This window comes from Curtobacterium sp. Curtsp57, assembly GCF_047324335.1.
Lineage (GTDB): Bacteria > Actinomycetota > Actinomycetes > Actinomycetales > Microbacteriaceae > Curtobacterium.
This window is the reverse complement of record NZ_CP168511.1, coordinates 645885-665544: the sequence shown is the minus strand read 5'-3', so window position 1 is coordinate 665544 and position 19660 is coordinate 645885. Positions and strand designations below refer to the sequence as shown.

General features: G+C 72.0%; 17 protein-coding genes. 8 read left to right on the top strand and 9 right to left on the bottom strand.

The annotated features are described in order from the left end of the window. Positions 1-7: 7 nt before the first annotated feature. The 3 genes from ACEN9V_RS03080 to ACEN9V_RS03070 are packed head-to-tail and all read left to right on the top strand — an operon-like array spanning position 8 to position 3698. Positions 8-1201, top strand: a complete 1194-nt coding sequence (locus ACEN9V_RS03080; protein ID WP_413602089.1) for an LLM class flavin-dependent oxidoreductase — start codon at positions 8-10, stop codon at positions 1199-1201. After that, entirely contained in the window at positions 1198-2559 is a 1362-nt protein-coding gene (locus ACEN9V_RS03075) for an NtaA/DmoA family FMN-dependent monooxygenase (protein ID WP_413602088.1), read from the top strand. The genes ACEN9V_RS03080 and ACEN9V_RS03075 overlap by 4 nt, the downstream gene beginning before the upstream one ends. Further along, a complete protein-coding gene (locus tag ACEN9V_RS03070) occupies positions 2556-3698 on the top strand; it encodes an LLM class flavin-dependent oxidoreductase (RefSeq protein ID WP_413602087.1) in 1143 nt (380 codons plus the stop codon). Before ACEN9V_RS03075 ends, ACEN9V_RS03070 begins: the two co-directional genes overlap by 4 nt. A gap of 897 nt (positions 3699-4595) precedes the next feature. Here the strand turns inward: ACEN9V_RS03070 and ACEN9V_RS03065 are convergent. The 3 genes from ACEN9V_RS03065 to ACEN9V_RS03055 are packed head-to-tail and all read right to left on the bottom strand — an operon-like array spanning position 4596 to position 7937. After that, the gene (locus tag ACEN9V_RS03065) at positions 4596-5621 is read right to left on the bottom strand and encodes an ABC transporter substrate-binding protein (RefSeq protein ID WP_413602086.1); all 1026 of its coding nucleotides are present in this window, start codon (positions 5619-5621) and stop codon (positions 4596-4598) included. A 43-nt stretch (positions 5622-5664) separates the two neighbouring features. After that, complete coding sequence (locus ACEN9V_RS03060) at positions 5665-6429, bottom strand: amino acid ABC transporter ATP-binding protein (protein ID WP_413602085.1); 765 nt, start codon at positions 6427-6429, stop codon at positions 5665-5667. After that, on the bottom strand, positions 6426-7937 hold the full coding sequence (locus ACEN9V_RS03055; protein WP_413602084.1) for a GNAT family N-acetyltransferase: 1512 nt from the start codon (positions 7935-7937) through the stop codon (positions 6426-6428). Before ACEN9V_RS03055 ends, ACEN9V_RS03060 begins: the two co-directional genes overlap by 4 nt. Positions 7938-8080: 143 nt before the next feature. On the opposite strand from ACEN9V_RS03055, the gene ACEN9V_RS03050 reads away from it, so the two are divergent. Then, on the top strand, positions 8081-8329 hold the full coding sequence (locus tag ACEN9V_RS03050; RefSeq protein WP_281264351.1) for a DUF4287 domain-containing protein: 249 nt from the start codon (positions 8081-8083) through the stop codon (positions 8327-8329). On the opposite strand, the gene ACEN9V_RS03045 is transcribed toward ACEN9V_RS03050, so the two are convergent. Then, positions 8322-9290, bottom strand: coding sequence for an acetylxylan esterase (locus tag ACEN9V_RS03045; RefSeq protein WP_413602083.1), 969 nt, complete (start codon positions 9288-9290; stop codon positions 8322-8324). The genes ACEN9V_RS03050 and ACEN9V_RS03045 overlap by 8 nt on opposite strands. Positions 9291-9324: 34 nt before the next feature. Continuing rightward, complete coding sequence (locus tag ACEN9V_RS03040; protein ID WP_281264352.1) at positions 9325-9615, bottom strand: metal-sensitive transcriptional regulator; 291 nt, start codon at positions 9613-9615, stop codon at positions 9325-9327. A gap of 123 nt (positions 9616-9738) precedes the next feature. Between ACEN9V_RS03040 and ACEN9V_RS03035 the strand changes: the two genes are divergently transcribed. Further along, positions 9739-10728, top strand: a complete 990-nt coding sequence (locus ACEN9V_RS03035; RefSeq protein ID WP_413602082.1) for a hypothetical protein — start codon at positions 9739-9741, stop codon at positions 10726-10728. A 116-nt stretch (positions 10729-10844) separates the two neighbouring features. On the opposite strand, the gene ACEN9V_RS03030 is transcribed toward ACEN9V_RS03035, so the two are convergent. From ACEN9V_RS03030 to ACEN9V_RS03020, 3 genes are read right to left on the bottom strand one after another with little or no spacing between them, the layout of a single operon-like run. Continuing rightward, the gene (locus tag ACEN9V_RS03030) at positions 10845-11405 is read right to left on the bottom strand and encodes a GIY-YIG nuclease family protein (protein WP_413602081.1); all 561 of its coding nucleotides are present in this window, start codon (positions 11403-11405) and stop codon (positions 10845-10847) included. A 60-nt stretch (positions 11406-11465) separates the two neighbouring features. Continuing rightward, complete coding sequence (locus ACEN9V_RS03025; protein WP_413602080.1) at positions 11466-12872, bottom strand: MFS transporter; 1407 nt, start codon at positions 12870-12872, stop codon at positions 11466-11468. Between the two features lie 53 nt (positions 12873-12925). Continuing rightward, positions 12926-13765, bottom strand: coding sequence for a siderophore-interacting protein (locus tag ACEN9V_RS03020; protein WP_413602079.1), 840 nt, complete (start codon positions 13763-13765; stop codon positions 12926-12928). Positions 13766-13854: 89 nt separating this feature from the next. On the opposite strand from ACEN9V_RS03020, the gene ACEN9V_RS03015 reads away from it, so the two are divergent. Beyond that, a complete protein-coding gene (locus ACEN9V_RS03015; protein ID WP_413602078.1) occupies positions 13855-14520 on the top strand; it encodes a heme oxygenase (biliverdin-producing) in 666 nt (221 codons plus the stop codon). Then, positions 14517-14822: a DUF2470 domain-containing protein gene (locus ACEN9V_RS03010; RefSeq protein WP_413602077.1), complete on the top strand. Its 306-nt coding sequence runs from the start codon at positions 14517-14519 to the stop codon at positions 14820-14822. Before ACEN9V_RS03015 ends, ACEN9V_RS03010 begins: the two co-directional genes overlap by 4 nt. Positions 14823-14927: 105 nt before the next feature. On the opposite strand, the gene ACEN9V_RS03005 is transcribed toward ACEN9V_RS03010, so the two are convergent. Then, entirely contained in the window at positions 14928-16532 is a 1605-nt protein-coding gene (locus tag ACEN9V_RS03005; RefSeq protein ID WP_413603030.1) for a BCCT family transporter, read from the bottom strand. Positions 16533-16816: 284 nt separating this feature from the next. On the opposite strand from ACEN9V_RS03005, the gene ACEN9V_RS03000 reads away from it, so the two are divergent. After that, entirely contained in the window at positions 16817-19474 is a 2658-nt protein-coding gene (locus tag ACEN9V_RS03000; RefSeq protein WP_413602076.1) for a phosphoenolpyruvate carboxylase, read from the top strand. Positions 19475-19660 lie beyond the last annotated feature (186 nt).

Here is a 19660-nt window from a genome sequence, read left to right as displayed (position 1 = left end):
GCCCACCGTGCCCGATCGCATCACCCTCGTCACCGCGCTGCAGGGTGCCGGGTGGCACCCCGCCGCCTGGCGTGCCGCCGACTCCGACGCGGAGCGGCTCACCTCGCTGCGGCACTGGCGCGACGTCGTCGTCGAGCAGGACCGGCTCGGCGTGGACGCCGTGACCATCGAGGACTCGTTCACCGCAGGGCCCGAGCGGGATGGCGACCTGGACACGACCACCGTCGTCGGCCGCCTGGACGCCCTGTTGATCGCCGCCGCGGTCGCTCCCGCCACCCGGCAGATCGGCCTGGTACCGACGGTGAGCGTCACGCACACCGAGCCGTTCCACGTCGCGACCAGCCTGCAGACGCTCGACCACGTGTCGCTCGGACGTGCCGGCTGGCGGCTCCAGGTGAGTCCGACGGCGCGGGAGGCCGCACTCTTCGGGCGAAGGACCCTGCCGGCCACGCCGGACGACGCCACCGTCGCGGAGCTCTTCGCCGAGGCGCGCGAGGTGGCCGAGGTCGTCGACCGCCTCTGGGACAGCTGGGACGACGACGCGATCATCCGCGACGTGACGACCGGGCGGTTCATCGACCGGGACCGGATCCACAACGCGGAGTTCGTGGGGGAGCACGTCTCGGTGCACGGCGCGTCGATCGTCCCCCGGTCGCCGCAGGGCCGGCCGCCGGTCTTCTCGCTGGCCCACCGGTCCGACGCGGCCGCGCTGGCCGTGGACGTCGCGGACGTCGTGCTGGTCACGCCCGGCTTCGACGGACGGGAGGACCGGGAACTGCTCGCCGAGGTCCGTCACCTCGAACAGGTGGCCGGGTCCACCGCCCCGCGCCCGGTCCTCGCGGACCTCGCGGTGCTCATCGGCTCGTCGTCGGCTGTCGCCGCCGACGAACTCGCCGCCCTCGACGACCTGGCCGGGACCCCGTACGTCTCGGATACGTCGGTGCTGGCGACCACGGTCCCGGACCTGGTCTCGCGGATCGCCGGGCTGCGCGAACTCGGCTACGCCGGGGTGCGGCTCCGCCCGTTGCGCATCCCGACGGACAGCACCGCGATCGCCCGGCAGCTCGTCCCGGCGCTCGTCACGGCCGGACTCCGGGCCGACGTCGCCTCCCGACCGGCGGTCGACCTGCGCACCCGGCTCGGGATCGCCCCGGCCGTCAGCCGTCACACCCGTCCGACCACCGAAGGCGTCCTCGCATGACCACGAAGCGTCAGGTCCACCTCGCCGCGCACTTCCCCGGCGTCAACAACACGACCGTGTGGAGCGACGACCGGGCCGAGAGCCAGATCGCCTTCTCGTCGTTCGAGCACTTCGCGAAGAACGCCGAGCGCGGGTTCTTCGACTTCCTGTTCCTCGCCGAGGGGCTCCGGCTCCGCGAGCAGAAGGGCCGCATCCACGACCTCGACGTCGTCGGTCGACCGAACACGCTCGCGATCCTCGCCGCGCTGGCCGGGGTGACCGACCACATCGGGCTCGTCGGCACGCTGCAGACCACGTTCAACGAACCCGTCGAACTGGCGAAGCAGCTCGCGACCCTCGACCACCTGACCGGGGGCCGCGCCGGCTGGAACGTCGTCACGAGCTCCGATGCCTTCCACGGCGCGAACTTCCGTCGCGGCGGCTTCCTCGACCCGGCTGACCGGTACACGCGGGCCGCCGAGTTCGTCGACGTCGCCCGCGAGCTCTGGGACTCGTGGCGCGCCGACGCGGTCGTGGCGGACCGCGCTGCCGGAGGGTTCGCCGACCGGTCCCGGATCCGCGACGTCGACCACCACGGCCCGCAGTTCGACGTCAGTGGCACGTTCCCGGTCCCGCGGAGCCCGCAGGGGCATCCCGTGGTCGTGCAGGCCGGTGACTCCGACGAGGGCCGCGACCTCGCCGCGAGCCGGGCCGACGTGATCTTCTCGCTGCACACCGAGTTCGCCGACGCGCAGGGCTTCTACCGGGACGTCGCCGCTCGGCTCGAACGCGTCGGCCGCTCGGAGGACGAGCTGCTCATCCTGCCCGGCGCGACCTTCGTGCTCGGCGACACCGCGGCGGACGCCGAGGAACGAGCCAGGGCGATCCGGCGGGCGCAGGTCAGCCCGGCCACTGCGATCGCGTTCCTCGAGCAGGTGTGGAACCGCGACCTGTCCTCCTACGACGTGGACGGCCCGCTGCCCGACGTCGAGCCGGACCTCGACGGCGCCGCGATCACCCGTGGTCGTGCACGCCACACCCGGGACGTCCCCGCGCTCGTGCAGGGCTGGCGCGACCGTGCCGAGGCCGAGCGACTGTCCATCCGGGAGCTCGTGATCGAGGTCTCGACCCGCGGCGGGTTCGTCGGGACGCCGTCGCACATCGCGGCGGAGATCGACCGGTACGTGCGGGAGCGCGCCACGGACGGGTTCGTCGTCGTGCCGCACACGAACCCCTACGGGCTCGACGACTTCGTCGACCGTGTGGTCCCGCTGCTGCAGGAGCGTGGCGTGTACCGGTCGTCGTACGAGGACGGCGCCACCCTGCGGGAGACCCTCGGACTCCCCGGTGTCCGGACGGGGCGGGAGGTCCTCGCGTGACCACACCCCTCGCCGTCCTCGACCTCGTCCCGGTCAGCGCGGGTTCCACCCCCGCCGAGGCGCTCCGCAACACCGTCGACCTCGCCCAGCGCGCCGAACGTGCCGGATACGCCAGGTACTGGCTCGCGGAGCACCACCTCAACCCCGGGGTCGCCGGCAGCGCGCCGAACGTCGTGATCGGGGCGATCGCCGCGGCGACGTCCAGGATCCGCGTCGGCAGCGCCGCCACCCTCGTCGGGAACCAGCGCGCGTTGCAGATCGCCGAGACGTTCGGCACGCTCACGGGGCTGTACGGCCCGCGCTTCGACCTCGGGCTCGGCCGGTCGGGTGCTCCGGCACCAGGGACCGCGAAGCCGCCGTCGCTCGCCCCGCGGTCCGACGAGGTGGTGGACGGGCTGCTCGTCCCCGCGCCGTTCGACTTCCGGATCGCGCCGAACAGCCGGTTCGCCCTGCAGGGGACGTTGCTCGGGCGGGTCCCCGGCGACGTCGGTGCGTTCGAGGGTGAGGTGTCGCTCCTCAGGGCCTTCCTCGCGGGCACGTACGAGCCCGGCGGCGCGCACGGCGGGTCGGTCGTCGACGCCACGCCCGCGGCCGGCGCGGACGTCGAGCTCTGGGTGCACGGGTCGACCGGCGGTGAGAGCGCGCGGATCGCCGGGGCGCTCGGGTTGCCCTACGGTGCGAACTACCACACGTCGCCGGGCACGGTCCTGGCGTCGGTGGAGGCCTACCGTTCGGCGTTCCGGCCGGGGGTCCTGCCGGCGCCGCACGTCGTCGTGTCGGCGGACGTCGTCGTCGCGGACACCGACGCCGAGGCCGTGCGCCTCGGTTCGGGCTACGCGGCGTGGGTGCACTCGATCCGCTCGGGCGTCGGAGCGATCGCGTACCCGCCGCCGGCCGACGGGGCGGTGCTCGACGCCGAGGTCGCCTCCTCGGTCGGCGACCGGCTGGCGACCCGGTTCGTCGGCGCGCCGTCGGAGGTGGTCTCGCGGCTCGAGACGCTCCGCCGGGTGACGGGAGCGGACGAGCTGCTCGTCACGACGATCACGCACGAGCACGCCGACCGAGTGCACTCGTACGAGCTCCTCGCCGAGGCGTGGGCAGCGCACGAGTCCGCCCCCGAGGCGGTCGTCGCGCGCTGAGCGCGCCGCGCTCGGCGCGCTCGGCGCCGGGCGCGGCTGCATCGAGTGCGCGGACGTGGCGTCGCACCCGACCTGGGAACCGGCCTTTGTGCGCACTCGTCGCATGAGGGCCGGCCCTCCACATGCCGGACGGGAGGCTCAGGGCTGGCCGGACCCGAGCCTCCCGTCCGGCGTCGAGTGCGCGGAAGTGGTGGCTGGTCCGCGTCTCGGATCGCACCTTCTGCGCACACGGCCGGTCGGCCGACCGACCGCCCGGCCGAGTGCGCGGACGCGGTGTCGTACCCGCCCCGGGAACCGGCCTTTGTGCGCACTCGTCGCACGAGGGCCGGCCCGGCCACACGCCGGACGGGAGGCTCAGGGCCGGCCCGACCCGAGCCTCCCGTCCGGCGTCGAGTGCGCGGAAGTGGTGGCTGGTCCGCGTCTCGGATCGCACCTTCTGCGCACTCGGCCGGCAGACCGGCCGACCGCCCGGCCGGCCGGTCGGCCGACCTCCCGGCCGAGTGCGCGGACGCGGTGTCGTACCCGCCCCGGGAACCGGCATTTCTGAGCACTCGTCGCGTCCGCAGGCGGGCCGGGCCGGATCGCGCACCGCCCCTGCGCACTCGTCGCGTGGTGCGGTGGGCCGGCCGCACGCCGGACGGGAGGCTCGTGGCGGCATGGCCACGAGCCTCCCGTCCGATGCGTGCTGAGCCCGCCGCCGATGGTTGCGTCCGCAAGGAGCGACAGGGTCGCTGTCGTACGACAGCGACCCTGTCGCTGCGGCGCGCGTGCAAGTGTTGCGTCCGCAACGAACGACACCCTCGACGTCGTACGACGTCGAGGGTGTCGTCCCGAGTCGGCCCGGCGAGCCGACCGACCGGGCGAGCCGACCGGCCCGGGCGAGCCGACCGACCCGGCTCAGCTGTTGTCGAGCGGCAGCCCCGGCGGGTTGATCTCGGACTGCTGCACGGCCTCGTTCGACAGGTTGTACGCCTGCAGCCACTTGGCGTACGTGCCGTCCTCGATGAGCTCGTTGATCGCCTTCTGGACCGGCTCCACGAGTCCGTTGTCCTTCTTCGTCGTCGCGGCGATGAGCCCCTGCAACGACCCACCCGCACCGGAGTACGTCCCCGCGGTCTTTGTCGGGTTCGCGCTGCCCGCGCTCTGCGTGTTCTGGTACGCGATGCTCGGGTTCGGGCCGAAGGACGCATCGATCTTGCCGGAGTCGAGCGCGAGCTTCGTCGAGTTCGTGTCCGGGTAGTACTTGACCGTCAGGGTCTTGCCGGCGGCCTCGAGCTGGTCCTTCCACTCGAGCAGGATCTTCTCCTGGTTCGTACCGGACCCGACGGCGACGGTCTTGCCCGCGAGCACCGAGGGGTCGCCGTCGAACGTCCAGTCGCTCGACTTCAGGACCTGGAAGGCCAGGTTGTCCTCGCGGTACGAGGCGAAGTCGTACTTCTCCTTGCGCTGCTCGGTGTCCGTCACGTTCGAGAACCCGACGTCGACGGAGCCGCTGTCGATGCCGACGAACAGGTTGTCCCACGTCGAGTTCTTCACCTGCGCGTCGAGCCCGAGCTTCGCGGCGACGAGCCGACCGAGGTCGGGCTCGGCACCCGTGAGCGTCTTCTGGTCGTCGCCGGTGTAGGCCAGCGGCGGGAACCCGGAGGGCAGTGCGCCGATGCCGATGACGAGCTCGCCCGACTTCTTGACGTCGGACGGCAGCGCGTCGTGGAGCTTTTCGTCCTCGGCGACGGTGAGCGTCGTCTCCTTCGCTGCGCCGTTCGAGGCGGCGCCGATGGTGACCGTGCCGTCGACGGAGGAGCCGGAGCCGGAGCCGGTGCCGGCGTTCGCTCCCGCGGCGCAGCCGGCCAGGGCGACGACGACGCCGGCGGCGATGGCGAGGGCGCCGGTGCTGCGCCAGCGGGACAGGGTGGTGATGGGCATGGTTCTCCTGGGGTCGGGTGCTGTGGGGGGTGGGGAGTCGGGGTCAGCGCAGGCGGCTGAGGAACGCGCGGGTCCGGTCGTGGCGGGGCGCGTCGAGGACCTGCGACGGCGGACCCTGCTCGACGATCCGGCCGTGGTCGAGGAACACGACGTGGTCGGCGACCTCGCGGGCGAAGGCGACCTCGTGGGTGACGATCACGAGGGTCGTGCCGGACGCGGCGAGAGACCGGATGACGCCGAGCACCTCGCCGACGAGCTCGGGGTCGAGCGCCGAGGTGGGCTCGTCGAGCAGCAGCACCTCTGGTTCGAGGGCCAGGGCACGGGCGATCGCGACGCGCTGCTGCTGGCCGCCCGAGAGCTGCCTCGGACGGGCGTCGACGCGGTCGCCCAGTCCGACCTGCTCGAGCAGGGCGATGCCGCGGACCCGGGCGGGCGCGACACGGACACCGGCGGCGACGAGCCCCTCGATGACGTTCTCGAGCGCGGTCAGGTGCGGGAACAGGTTGAAGTGCTGGAACACGAACCCGATCCGGGCGCGCTGCCGGAGGATCGCTCGCTCCGGCAGCTCCTTGTAGCGACCGCTCCCCGGCACCAGCCGCACGCCGATCGTCTCGTCGCCGATCGTGACGACGCCCCGGTCGAGCGGCTCGAGGTGGTTGATCGCCCGGAGCAGCGTGGACTTGCCCGACCCGGACGGCCCGAGGACGGCGGTCACGCTCCCGGCCGCCAGGTCGAGGTCGATCCCGTCGACGACCCGGTTGTCACCGAAGGCCTTGACGGCCCCGCGGATGCTGATCGTCGCGCTCACGAGACGACCCTTCCGTCGTTGTTGTCTGCGGTGACCAGACGGCCAGCAGCCGTCGACGACCGGACCGGAGCCGAGCCTCCTGTCCGGATCCGCCGCCAAGCGGCGCGGACCCGCTGCAACGGCGTCGGCGGCAGCGTGCGCACCGAACCGCGGGACGTCCACCGCTCGACGTAGTACTGGACGATGGAGACGGCACTGGTCAGCGCGAGGTACCAGAGCGTCGCGACGACGAGCAGCGGGATGATGTCCGTCGGGTAGGTGCTCGACAGGTTCTGGACGACCCCGAACAGGTCGAGGAGCGACACGTAGAACAGCAGCGAGCTCGCCTTGAGCAGCCCCACGATCTGGTTCACGAACGCGGGGACGATCGAGCGCATCGCCTGCGGCAGCACGATGCGGAGGAACTGCCGGTGCCGGGGGAGCCCGAGTGCCTGTGCGGCCTCGTGCTGCCCGTGGTCCACGGCGAGGACCCCGGCGCGGACGATCTCCGACGCGTAGGCGATCTCGCTGAGGCTCAGTCCGATCACGCCGATCGCCAGGTCACCGAGCACGTTCGCGGTCGGCACCTCGACGTGCGGGCCGAACGGGACGCCGATCCCGATCGTCGGGTAGAGGTTGCCGAGGTTGTACAGGAAGACGAGCACCAGGATCAGCGGCACGGACCGGAACAGCCAGACGTACCCCCACGCCAGGCTCGACAGCACCGGGTTGCGCGACAGGCGGGCGATCGCGACGACGATGCCGCCGGCGAAGCTGATCACGGCGCTGAGCGCCGTCGCGACGAGCGTGAGCTGCAGGCCGGTCAGGATCGCCGGGCTGAACAGCCACTTCCCGACCCGCGGCCACTCCCAGGACGGGTTCGTGAAGAGCGTCTCGACGAGGTTCGCGAGCAGCACGAGCACGACCGCCGCAGCGATCCACCGCAGCGGGTGGCGGAGCGGGATGACGGGGCGGTCGGTCGGACTGGAGGCCCGGGTCGGCCCCGCCCCGTCGGTCCTGATGGTCTTCTCGAACGGGTGGATCCCGACCTCCTCCGACGACTTGGTCACGTCGTACAGCGGGGTGTAGCCGAGCCGGGTGTAGAGCCGCACCGCCTCGGGTTGCCGTGGCCCGGTCGTCAGGTACACGCGCCCGAAGCCACGTCGTCCGGCCTCGGCCTCGAGTTCCTGGACGACGACCCCCGCGAGGCCACGGCCGCGCGCCTCGGGGGTCGTCCAGATCCGCTTCAGCTCGATCGTGTCGTCGTCGTACGGCTTGAACGCGCCGCCGGCCACCAGGCGGTCGTCCTCGTACAGGAGCACGAACGTGCCGAGCGGAGCGGTGAAGTGCTCGACGGGGTACCGGTTGATCTCGGTGGAGGCCGGTTCGCCGAAGTGGTCGCCGTAGCGGGCGTCGTACTCGCGCTCGAGGTCCGCGAGCATCGGTGCCGCTGCCGGGTCGTCGGGGCGGACGGTGCGGAACGCGAGGGCACCGTGCCGGTGCTCCGTCGCGTGTGCCGTGTCGGTCATGGCGTGACCGTACGAGGGGTTCGCGCCGCCCGACAACGCCCTGCGCAACACAGCGGCACGGAACGGAACCCAACGTCACGTCGGCGTGGTGGATGACCTTCCGTGACGCGTCAGCGGTGTGCGCGGCTCGCTATGGTGAGCCCATGAGCGCCCATCGCGTCACCGCACCAGAGCCCCCGGCCGACGGCAGCAAGCCCAAGGGACCGGCGTCGTACTTCCCGAGCATCGAGAAGACCTACGGCCGCCCCGTCCAGGAGTGGCTCGACCTCGTGGCCGACCGGCTCGACACCGACCGGCACATGGAGGTCGTCGCGTGGTTGAAGTCCGAGCACGGACTCGGGCACGGTCACGCGAACGCCCTCGTCGGGTACGTGAAGAACGCCCTCAGCTGAGGACGGACCGCAGCCGTGGGAGCGTCTCGACGTCCTCGTGCGCGCCACCGCCCTCGTGGCCGTTGAACTCCCACACCGTCATCTCCTTCGGGCCCCCGTGCGCGTTGTACGCGGCGTAGACGGTCGACGGCGGGCACGTCGGGTCCATCAGCGCGGTCGAGTACCAGGCCGGAGCCGTCGCGCGGGCGGCGTGCAGGACCCCGTCGAAGTACGCCAGCGTGCCGAAGACCTGGTCGCGCCCGGTCCGGTGCACCGTGAGGTACTGCGCGATCTCGCGGTAGGGGTACGCGTCGGTGATCGTCGTGCCCCGCGGGAAGTCGCAGAGGAACGGCACGCGGGGGAACACGCCGGCGAGTCCCTCGACCAGGCCGGACACCGCGATCGCCATGCCGCCGCCCTGACTGACGCCGAGCACGGCGACGCGGGCGGGGTCGACGAGGTCGATCGCCCGCGCGGCGTCGACGGCACGGACGGCGTCGGTCGTGAGCCGACGGTAGTAGTAGGTCTCCGGCGACTCGATCCCGCGCGTCATGACCCCGGGGACCGCCGGGCCGGAGCCGTCCGGATCCGGGGTGTCGCCGACTGACCAGCCGGACCCCTGCCCGCGGGTGTCCATGAGCAGGTGCGCGTACCCGGCAGACGCCCACAGCAGCTGCTCGGTCGGGAGGCCACGGCCGCCGCCGTAGCCGATGTACTCCACCACCGCGGGGAGCGGCGCGTCCGGGCTCGTGCCAGCTGGGACGGTCAGCCACGCGTGGATCCGCTGCCCGGCCCAGCCGGCGAAGGTCACGTCGTAGGTGTCGAGCGTCGTGAGGCCCGTCGCGACCCGGTCGACGGCGACGTCGATCGGGTGCTGCCGGGCGTCGGCGAGGGTGGTGGTCCAGAAGTGGTCGAAGTCATCGGGCTCGACGACGCTCCCGCGGTAGGCGTGGAGCTCGGGCCCGGTCATGTCCGTGTACACGACACCGACCCTGGCACGGCGGCGCCGGGTCTGGCTAGGAGCGGACGAGTCGTGCGATCGCCTCGGACGCTTCCTTGATCTTCGCCTCGGGGTCGCCGCCGTCCGCCATCGCATCGGCGACGCAGTGGCTGAGGTGGTCCTCGACGAGGCCCAGTGCGACCGACTGCAGGGCCTTCGTCATCGCGGACACCTGGGTGAGGATGTCGATGCAGTACTGCTCGTCCTCGACCATGCGCTGCAGGCCGCGCGCCTGTCCCTCGATGCGCCGGAGACGCTTCAGGTACGCGTCCTTGGACGAGATGTAACCGTGGTGGTGCTCGGTCATGGCGCCTCCTGTCGAGTGGTACCCCACCAGGGTATGCCATGCGGCCGGAACGGCCGGAACGGCCCGCACGGTTGCGGGTCCGCCAGCGCTCGACTGTCGGTGGTGCGCCCTACCGTGACCGTCGTGGTGGAACCCGTCGACGCGTGGTGGCGCCGCCGGCAGTGGTCGCGCGGTGTGCCGATGCCGTACGCCGTCGGGGAGTTCCGAGCCGCGTGGGCGTCCTACCCGGTGCTCGTCCGGCAGTACCACCCGGAGTGGAACGCCGGCATCGTCCTCACCCAGATCCCACCGGCGGCCGACGTCCTCCTGACCTGGGAGTGCGACGTCGGCCACGTGTTCGTCGCGACCCCTGCGGAACAGCGTGGGCGTCCCGGCCGAGAGCGTCGTCGTTCCGTCTGGTGCCCCGAGTGCGCGCTGATGGCGAAGCCGCAACGCTGGCCGACCCTGCCCGACGAGTGGCCCGAAGCCGTTCCCGCACCCCAACGTGCGGTGCGGGTGACCGGTCGCCAGACCCTGCCGGCCGCGCCCGGCCGTGGGATCGGCGCTCCCGGGACGTCGTCCGGCATGCCGACCGGCGCGGTGGCGTCCGAGCGTGTCCGTCGGCCCGGTGCGGTCCGGTCGTCCGGCTCCCGCTCGGCGGCTCCTCGTCGCATCTGCCAGAAGACCCCGCGACTGCCCTCCGGCGACGCCTTCGTCAGCGTGTGTGCGCCCGCGACGGCCTCCGCGGTGGAAGCCGAACTCCGGCAGGCGCTGTCCGACCGCTTCGACTTCACGTTCGACCGCAACGCGATCCGCCTCGACCGCCCGTTCCACGACCACGTCGAAGCGTGGCCGGACATCATCCTGCCCGAGCTCCGCGTCGCGATCGAGTACGACTCCACCGGACGGCACGGCCTCGAGCACGTGGGACCCCGCGAAGCGTCTGACTGCCGCAAGGACCGGGCGATCCGCGGTGTCGGGTGGGAGGTGATCCGGATCCGGACCGGTCGGCTGCCCGCGCTCGGCCCTCACGACCTGCAGGTGTCGGGGATCTCCGGCCGGACCATCGCGAGCCTGGTCGACACGCTCCGTGACGTCCGCGGCGCGCTCTTCGTCGACGCCTACGCACGCTGACCCCACGCCCGAACGCCCGCGCCCGCCGACGCGCACGCCCGCGCCCGCCGACGTGCCCGCCCGCGCCCGCCGACGTGCCCGCCCGCGCCCGCCGACGCGCACGCCCGCCGCATCCGTCACCCGCGGAGCGCCAGCGCCTCGCTCGTCCAGCGCGCGTGCAACGACCACGGGTCGGACACCCCGCCGGCGACGACCGCGACGTGCGCCAGCAACGCCGGCGTCGTGCGGAACCACTCCGTCCCCGGGTACCGCGTCGCTGCGAACTGCCCGTGCCGACGCCGTTCGAGCACCCGGTCGCCCCGCTCGAACGCCATCAGGTCCTGGTGGCTGATCCGCCCCAGCCGCTGCCGCGGGTTCGCCGTCGTGCCGATCTTGATCCGGTCGCCGACGTCGTCCCGCTGCCGCAGGTAGTACACGACGTCGACCCGCGGGGGAGCGAGGTCGCCGTCGGGCACGTCCCCGAACGGCCACTCGCACACGGCGCACACCGATCCCGACGGCCACCGCACGCCGAGCCGCGATCCGCAGACGAGACACGGGCCGGGCAGGACGTCCTCGGTCCCACGGGCGGAGGCGGCGAAGTCGGCCACGAGCCCCACGTGCGACTCGCACAGCGGCACCGGCGCGCCGGACGCGACCGGGCCCGCGCAGCCCGGGACGCAGCAGGACTGGACCATGCGCCGAACGCTACCGGCGACGTCCGACGCTCCCCGGGCCTCCCGTCTGGTGCCCCGCGGTCAGGACGCCGCGACCGGCTCGGACGACCCCCGTGCCGCGCGGTCCACCCGCACGAGCGACCGGTCCACCAGGGTGATGACGAGGAAGAGTGCCGCCGTCCCCGCCATGAACCACGCGAGGTCGTGGAGTCCCGCGTCCGTCGTCCCGTGGTGGAAGAACGCCCCGCTGGCCGACGACGCGATCATCGCGCCGAGGTACATGAACGTCCGGAGGAGCCCTGCGGAGGCGCCCACGCGCGCGGGGTCCGCCTGGTGGTAGAGCGTGTTCTGCACGGCCAGGTTCACGAGCCCCTGCGGGATGCCGAGCACGATCGCGACGACGAGCAGCAGTGCGATCGGCGAGCCGGACCCCGCGAACAGGACGACGACGCACCCGACCACCTGGGCCGCCGCACCGACCACGAGCTTGCCGCGGATCTCCGGACGTCGGCCGGTGAGCGTCGCGACCAGGATCCCCGTCGCGAACGTCGGCAGCAGGACGAGTCCCGCCTGCGACGGGGAGAGCCCGCGACCGCCTTCGAGCCACTGCGTGAACCCGTAGAGGAAGCAGTACGACACCGTGGCCGCCAGCACGCCGCGGGCGTAGGTGACGAGCAACGGCACGTTGCCGGCGAAGACCCGCACGTCGATGAACGGGTCGGGCGCGCGCAGGGAGCGCCACGCGAAGGCGGCGCCGAACAGCACGGCGAGCCCGAGCAGCCAGAGCGTCTCGACACCGATCGACATGAGGAAGAGCAGGAGCGAGACGAGCGTGCCGGCGAACAGCACGATGCCGAGCAGGTCGATCCGGAGCCGGTCGGCACCAGGGGTCACGGGCATCGTGCGCGGCAGGACCAGCGCCCCGAGCACCAGGCACGCGACCGCGAGCGGGATGTTCACCGCGAACGTCGCACGCCACCCACCGAGCCCGATGAGGAGCCCGCCGAGTGTCGGCCCGATGACCGCGATGGTCTGCGTCGCGACGGACAGCGCCGTGAGCACACCGGCGGGGGAGGCGATCCCGGTGCGGTCCGCCTCCGAGCGGATCAGGTACATCGACGCCGGGTAGCCGGCGCAGGTGCCGAACCCGAGCACGACGCGCGCGGCGATGAGGACCCCGAGGTTCGGCGCGAACACACCCAGCACGCCCGCGATGCCGGTGAGTGCGGCTCCGATCAGGAACAGCCGTCGCGGCCCGAAGGTGTCCACGAGCCGTCCGACGAGCGGCTGCCCGATGCTCGTCGCGAGGTAGAGCGCCGACACGAGCCACGCCGTCTGCGACGGGGGAGCGCCGAACGCCGAGGCGATGGGCACGAGGGCGACGGCGATGATCGAGGAGTTGATCGGGTTCAGGATCGACCCGAGCATCATCGGTGCGAGCAGCCGCCGGTCGAACCGGTCGGTGCGCGCGGCAGTGCTGGCGGACATGCCGCCACCGTACGCTCCTCAGCGCAGTTGTACAACCATGCTGTACAACAGGGTCAGTCGAAGATGACGCCGATCGGCTCGCGCTTCTCCTCCTGGAAGCGGTCCTCCGCGCGACCCAGCGCCCAGTACGCCGACAGGGACATGTCCGACTTCTCGAGTTCCCACTCGTCCTGCAGGAGTCGACGGATCGCCTTCATCGCGGTCCGCTCGCCGTGCGCGAAGACCTGGACCGGACGGGAGGCTCGTGGCAGCTTCCTGGCCTCCTCCAGCAGGAGCGTGCCCGGCTCGGCGCCGGCGGCGTCGCGGTACAGCCAGCGGAGCGCGATCCCCGCAGGGTGCGGGATGTCCTGCTCGTCGTCGGGGCCGGCGATCTCGACCAGGGCGACACCGGTGGCGGAGTCGTCCATCGCCTCCAGTGCCGATGCGATCGCGGGCAGTGCGCTGTCGTCACCGAGCAGCACGTGCGCGACGGCCGGATCGGTGCTCGGAGCGTAGCCGCCGCCCGGGCCGGACAGTGCGAGCCTGTCGCCCGGTTCCGCCGCGGCTGCCCACGGACCGGCGAGTCCCTCGTCGCCGTGCACCACGAAGTCGATGGCGATCGTGCGGGCATCGTGGTCGATCGCCCGGACCGTGTACGTGCGGCGTGCCGGACGGTCCTGCTTCGGGAGGGTCTCGCGCAGTGCCTCGAGGTCGTACGGCGGCTGCAGCCCGAGTGACGGCTTCGCGAGCAGCAGCTTCACGTACTTGTCCGTGGTCTCGAGGCGTTCGGGGTCGGCCGCGTGGACGAAGTCCTCGAACGCGGGGCCGCCGAGGTGGACCCGGACCATGTGCGGCGAGAGGCGCTCGGTGCGCTCGACGACGAAGACGTGCTGGGGGCGGTTCGGTTTGCTCATCGTGGTGGAGCTTCCTCTCGGGGGATCGCAATCGCCTGGAAGTTCGACGGAGTGCTTGACGTCCGGCTCAGTAAGGTTAGCCTTACCTCATGGATAGTCCCGTCATCCCGTTCTCCGAGCTGCTGCGGAAGCGCACCCGTCGCTCGCACGGCTCCTCGGCGGGGAACGGTTTCATGGACGACCTGCTCGGCGGGAAGTGCGACGTCGCCGACTACGCCGCGCTGCTCGGACAGTACTCGTTCGTCTACGACGCCCTCGAACGCGCCGCCGCGCGCATGGCCGACCACCCCGTCGCGAGTCCGTTCGTCACCGCGCAGCTGACCCGGATGCCCGCGATCCGATCGGACCTCGAGTACCTCATCGGATCGGACTGGTCCGAGCTGGTCTGTCCGCTGCCGGCGACGACCGCGTACGTGCGACGGCTCAACGAGGTCGCCGCCGAGTGGCCGGGTGGGTTCGTCGCGCACCACTACACGCGGTACCTCGGCGACCTGTCCGGCGGGCAGATGATCGGCCGGATGCTCTCCGAGCAGTTCGGGTTCGACACGAACGGCGTGCTGTTCTACATCTTCGACCAGGTCGCCGACCCCGCCGCGTTCAAGGACACCTACCGCGGCCAGCTCGACGCCGCGCCGTGGGACGACGACGAGCGCGAGCGGGTGATCGCCGAGGTCGAGCTCGCGTACGAGCTGAACAACGGACTCCTCGCGGAGCTCGATGCCGGTCGTCGCCCGGACGTGGCGGTGACCGCGTGAGCGCCGGCGCCTCCGAGCCCTTCGACGACGATGCCCGAGCGGCGATCCTGCACCACATGAACGGCGACCACGCCGGCGACAACCTGGTGATCGTCCGGGCGAACGGTGCCGCCACCGCCGTCGCCGCCACGATGACCGAGATCGACGCGATCGCCGGGGTGTGGATCGCCCAGCTCGACGACGGCGACGTGGAACGGGTCATCGTGCCGTGGACGACGCCGCTCACCGATCGACGATCCGCCCGTGTGCAGATCGTCGAGGTGCACACCGCCGCGCAGGCGCAGCTCTCCGAGCCGAGCTAGCCGCCAGGGCTCCACAGACCCGCCGGGATCGCGGACGGTCGGCCACAGCAGGGGTGCTCCCGCTGCCCGTCCGCCTTCCCGGCGACACAACCCGCCCGGCGGCACCTAGCGTCGGATGCGCCGCGTGAGCTTCGCGATCGGGCCGGTCCGGGGTGCGCGTTCGGACGGGTCCTCGACCTCCTGCTGGTAGAAGTCCGCGAAGTCGACCATCATCGCCCGCCGCTCCGCGCGCAGGTACGCCCGACGCTCCCGGGTGAACGCGATGACGGTCGACCAGCACATCAGCACCATCACGACGCTGAACGGGAGCGCCGTGGTGATCGCGGCCGTCTTCAGCGCGTTCAAGCCGCCGGCGAGCAGCAGTGCGATGGCGACGAGCGCCGTGACCCCCGCGAAGAACACCCGGATCCAGTTCTTCGGCTCGATCTGCCCGCCGGTCGCGATCATGCCCATCACGAGTGCCCCCGAGTCCGCAGAGGTCACGAAGAACACCCCGATGAGGACGATCGCGCCGATGACGAGCACCGACCCGGCCGGCAGGTCCCCGAGCATCTGGAAGAGCACCTGCTCGACGTTCACGGTCCCGCCGGCGCCGAGGAGGTCCCCGTTCCCGTTGAGCTGGTCCCACAGCGCGGTCCCGCCCATGATCGAGAACCAGAGGAAGGTCAGCAGGGTCGGGACGAAGAGCACGCCGAGGACGAACTGGCGCACGGTCCGACCGCGGGAGATCCTGGCGATGAAGATCCCCACGAACGGGGCCCACGACATCCACCAGCCCCAGTAGAACGTCGTCCAGGCACCCTGCCACTCCTGCCCGGCCTTGCCCGCGAAGGCACTCGTGTCGAACGCGAGCCCGACGAAGCCCTGCAGGTACTGTCCGATCGACTGCACGAACTCGCCGAGCAGGAACTGGGTCGGTCCGAAGGCGAGCACGACCAGGAGCAGCGCCGCGGCGAGCAGCAGGTTGATGTTCGACAGGATCTTCATGCCCTTGCCGACGCCGCTCAACAGCGACCCGATGGCGATCAGCGTGACGACGACGATCAGCCCGATCTGCAGGCCGCGGGTGTTCGCCGCGATGTCCGTGTAGTCGAGTCCTGCACCGATCTGCAGGACACCGAGGCCGAGGGACGTCGCGACGCCGAACAGCGTCCCGACGAGCGCGACGACGTCGATGAGGTTCCCCCAGCCGCCCGTGACCCGCTTGCCGAGGAGCGGCTCGAGCGCCCAGCGGATGGACACCGGGCGACCGCGGCGGTGGATCGCGTAGGCGAGCGCGAGCCCGACGACGACGTAGATCGCCCATGCGTGCAGGCCCCAGTGCAGGAACGTCTGGGACATCGCGCGCTGGGCGAGCTGCTCGTCGCTGCCGGTGACGCCTGGCCTGGGGGAGGCGTAGTGGCTGAGCGGCTCCGCGACGCCGTAGAAGACGAGCCCGATGCCCATCCCGGCGGCGAACAGCAGCGCCAGCCAGGACATCGTGGAGAACTCGGGCTGCTCGTCGTCCTTGCCCAGCACGATGTCGCCGAACCGGCTGAACCCGATCCAGATCGCGAACAGGACGAACCCCGCGGCGACGATCACGTAGTACCAGCCGAAGTCGCGGACGATCGCGTCCTGCACCGTGGCGAAGACGGCCTCGGTCTGCTTCGGCGCGATGAGTGCGATGACGACGAACGCCAGCACCAGGCCGGCTGCCGGCCAGAACACCCAGCGCTTGACCGGCGGCTCCCGTCCGTCGTCGCCCTCCAGGACAGGAGGCTCGTCATGCGCCACCTGGGCGGCCCCCGTCTCGTCGATGGCCGCTTCGGCGCCCTCGGCCGGTTCCGCAGTGTCGCTCACACCCCCGGATTCTACGAACGGACCCCGAAGTCCGTCCGGATGCGATCCGAATCCACGCCGCCCGTCCGGACGGTCGTCGTCACCGGAGCCCGGCTGCCGATACGCTGCTCTGGACCCGGAAGCGGTATACCGGGCCGACCCGAAAGGACGAGATGACGGCGATCGACGGATCGACGCGCTTCGGGAGCGCGCGCGACGATGTGAGCGGAGCGGTCGACAGCGACCTGCGTTCGGATGTCCGCTACCTCGGCAAGCTGCTCGGGCGGGTGCTGCGCGAGAGCGGCGGCGACGACCTGCTGCGCGACGTCGAGGCCCTGCGTGCCGCGGTGATCGAGGCGTATGAGGGCTCCGACGCGGACGGCGCGGCACGTGCCGAGGCGGTCGTGTCCGGACTCTCGGCGGAACGCGCCGAAGAGGTCGCACGTGCCTTCACCACCTACTTCCACCTGACGAACCTGGCCGAGGAGCACCACCGTGTGCGCGTGCTCCGGCTGCGCGGGGACGACGGCGGTGTCGCGGGAGACTCGTTCCCGGCGACGTACGCCCAGCTCGTCGACGAGGTCGGCGCCGAGCAGGCGGCCACGCGACTCGACGCGCTCCGCTTCCACCCCGTCCTGACCGCGCACCCGACGGAGGCCCGCCGTCGCGCGGTGACCACGGCCGTCCGCCGCATCACGGACCTCATCGACGAGCGCGACCGGGCGAAGAACTCGACGGCGCTCGTGGAGAACGAACGGCGGCTGCTCGAGGAGATCACGAACCTCCTCCGCACGTCCCCGCTCCGCACCACCCGGCCGACCCCGCTCGACGAGGTCCGCACGGCGATGAGCGTGTTCGACCAGACGCTGTTCGAGATCGTCCCGCAGGTCTACCGTCTGCTCGACGACCGGCTCCAGGGCGACGCCGCTGGCAGCGCTCCGGCCAAGGCCCCGGCGTTCGTCCGGTTCGGCACGTGGATCGGCGGCGACCGCGACGGCAATCCGCACGTCACGGCCGACGTGACCCGGCAGGCGGCCGAGATCGCGGCGGAGCACATCCTGCTCGGCCTGATGCGCGCGGCGACCCGCATCGGCAGCACCCTGACCCTCGACAGCAGCGAGACCCCGGCGGACGCCGGACTGACCGCGCTCGTGGCGGCGCAGGAGACCCTCGACCCCGGCATCGCCGAGCGCATCGGGATCCGCGCGCCGAACGAGACGCACCGCCGTGCGCTGCTCTTCACCGCTGCTCGGATCGACGCGACCCGTCGCGGCGACGCCGTGCTCGCGTACGACGGACCAGAGGCGTTCCTCGCGGACCTCCGCACCATCCAGGCGTCGCTCGTCGCGGCCGGCGCGGCGCGTCCCGCGTACGGCGAGCTGCAGAACCTCATCTGGCAGGTCGAGACCTTCGGGTTCCACCTCGCCGAGCTCGAGGTCCGGCAGCACTCGCAGGTGCACCGGAACGCCCTCGCCGAGATCCGTGCGGGTGGCGAGCTCAGCGAGACGACCGAAGAGGTCCTCGCGGTCTTCCGGACCATCGCGGACCTGCAGCGTCGGTACGGCGTGCGGGCTTCCAACCGGTACATCGTGTCGTTCACGCAGTCGGCGGAGGACCTGGCGAACGTCCACGAGCTCGCCGCCGCCGCGCTCGGGTCCGCCGAGGCGGCGCCGGTGCTCGACGTCATCCCGCTGTTCGAGACCTTCGCCGACCTGCACGCGAGCGTCGGCATCCTCGACGAGGCCGTCCGGACCGAGGCGTTCCAGCGACGCCTCGCCGCGACCGGTCGCAAGCTCGAGGTCATGCTCGGGTACTCGGACTCCTCGAAGGACGTCGGCCCGGTGTCGGCGAACCTGGCGCTCTACGACGCGCAGGCGAAGATCGCCGAGTGGGCCAGGCAGAACGACGTCGAGCTCACCCTGTTCCACGGACGCGGCGGGTCGCTCGGCCGCGGTGGCGGTCCCGCGAACGAGGCCGTGCTCGCCCAGCCGCCGGGGTCCATCGACGGCCGGCTGAAGCTCACCGAACAGGGTGAGGTCATCTTCGCCCAGTACGGCGACCAGGACATCGCCGCCCGGCACCTCGAGCAGATGGCCTCCGCGACGCTGTTCGCGTCGTCGCCGTCGAACGAGGCGCTCACCGAGGCCGCTGCCGATCGGTTCGCCGACCTCGCCCAGCAGCTCGACGACGTCTCCCGCGACGCCTTCTACGACCTCGTGAAGGCCGACGGGTTCGCGCCGTGGTTCGCCACGGTGACCCCGATGGAGGAGATCGGGCTGCTGCCGCTCGGATCCCGTCCGGCGCGCCGTGGACTGTCGGTCGAGTCGCTCGAGGACCTCCGCGCCATCCCGTGGGTCTTCTCGTGGACCCAGGCCCGGATCAACCTCGCCGGCTGGTACGGCCTCGGGTCCGCGCTCCAGGCGGTGGGCGACGAGGAACTCCTCCGTACCGCCTACGCCGAGTGGCCGCTCTTCGGCGCGATGATCAAGAACGTCGAGATGTCGCTCGCGAAGACGGACGAGCACATCGCCCGCCGGTACCTCGAGCTGGCCGACCGCGACGACCTCGCGGCGAAGGTGCTCGACGAGATGCTCCGCACGCGGGAGTGGGTGCTCCGGGTCTCCGGCGGTGCCGACGTGCTCGAGGACCGTCCGGTGCTCGCCCGCGCCGTGCGACTCCGCAGCCCGTACGTCGACGCCCTGTCCCACCTGCAGCTCCGGGCGCTGCGCGCGATCCGCAGCACAGGCAGCACCGATCCGGCCGATGCCGACCACCGGCTGCTGCTCCTGACGGTCAACGGGATCGCCGCCGGCCTGCAGAACACGGGCTGACCCCCGAACGCACCGGCGGACGGGAGGCGCGGTGCTGGCTGGCACCGCGCCTCCCGTCGATCGCGTGGCGCGACCCGTCACCGGCCGGTGACCCTCCTCGAGTGGTCGCGACACCCCGCCAGCCCGACGCCGACCGGCCACGGATGGTCGTCCGGCCGAAAGACACCCGACGTCCCGCGACCACTC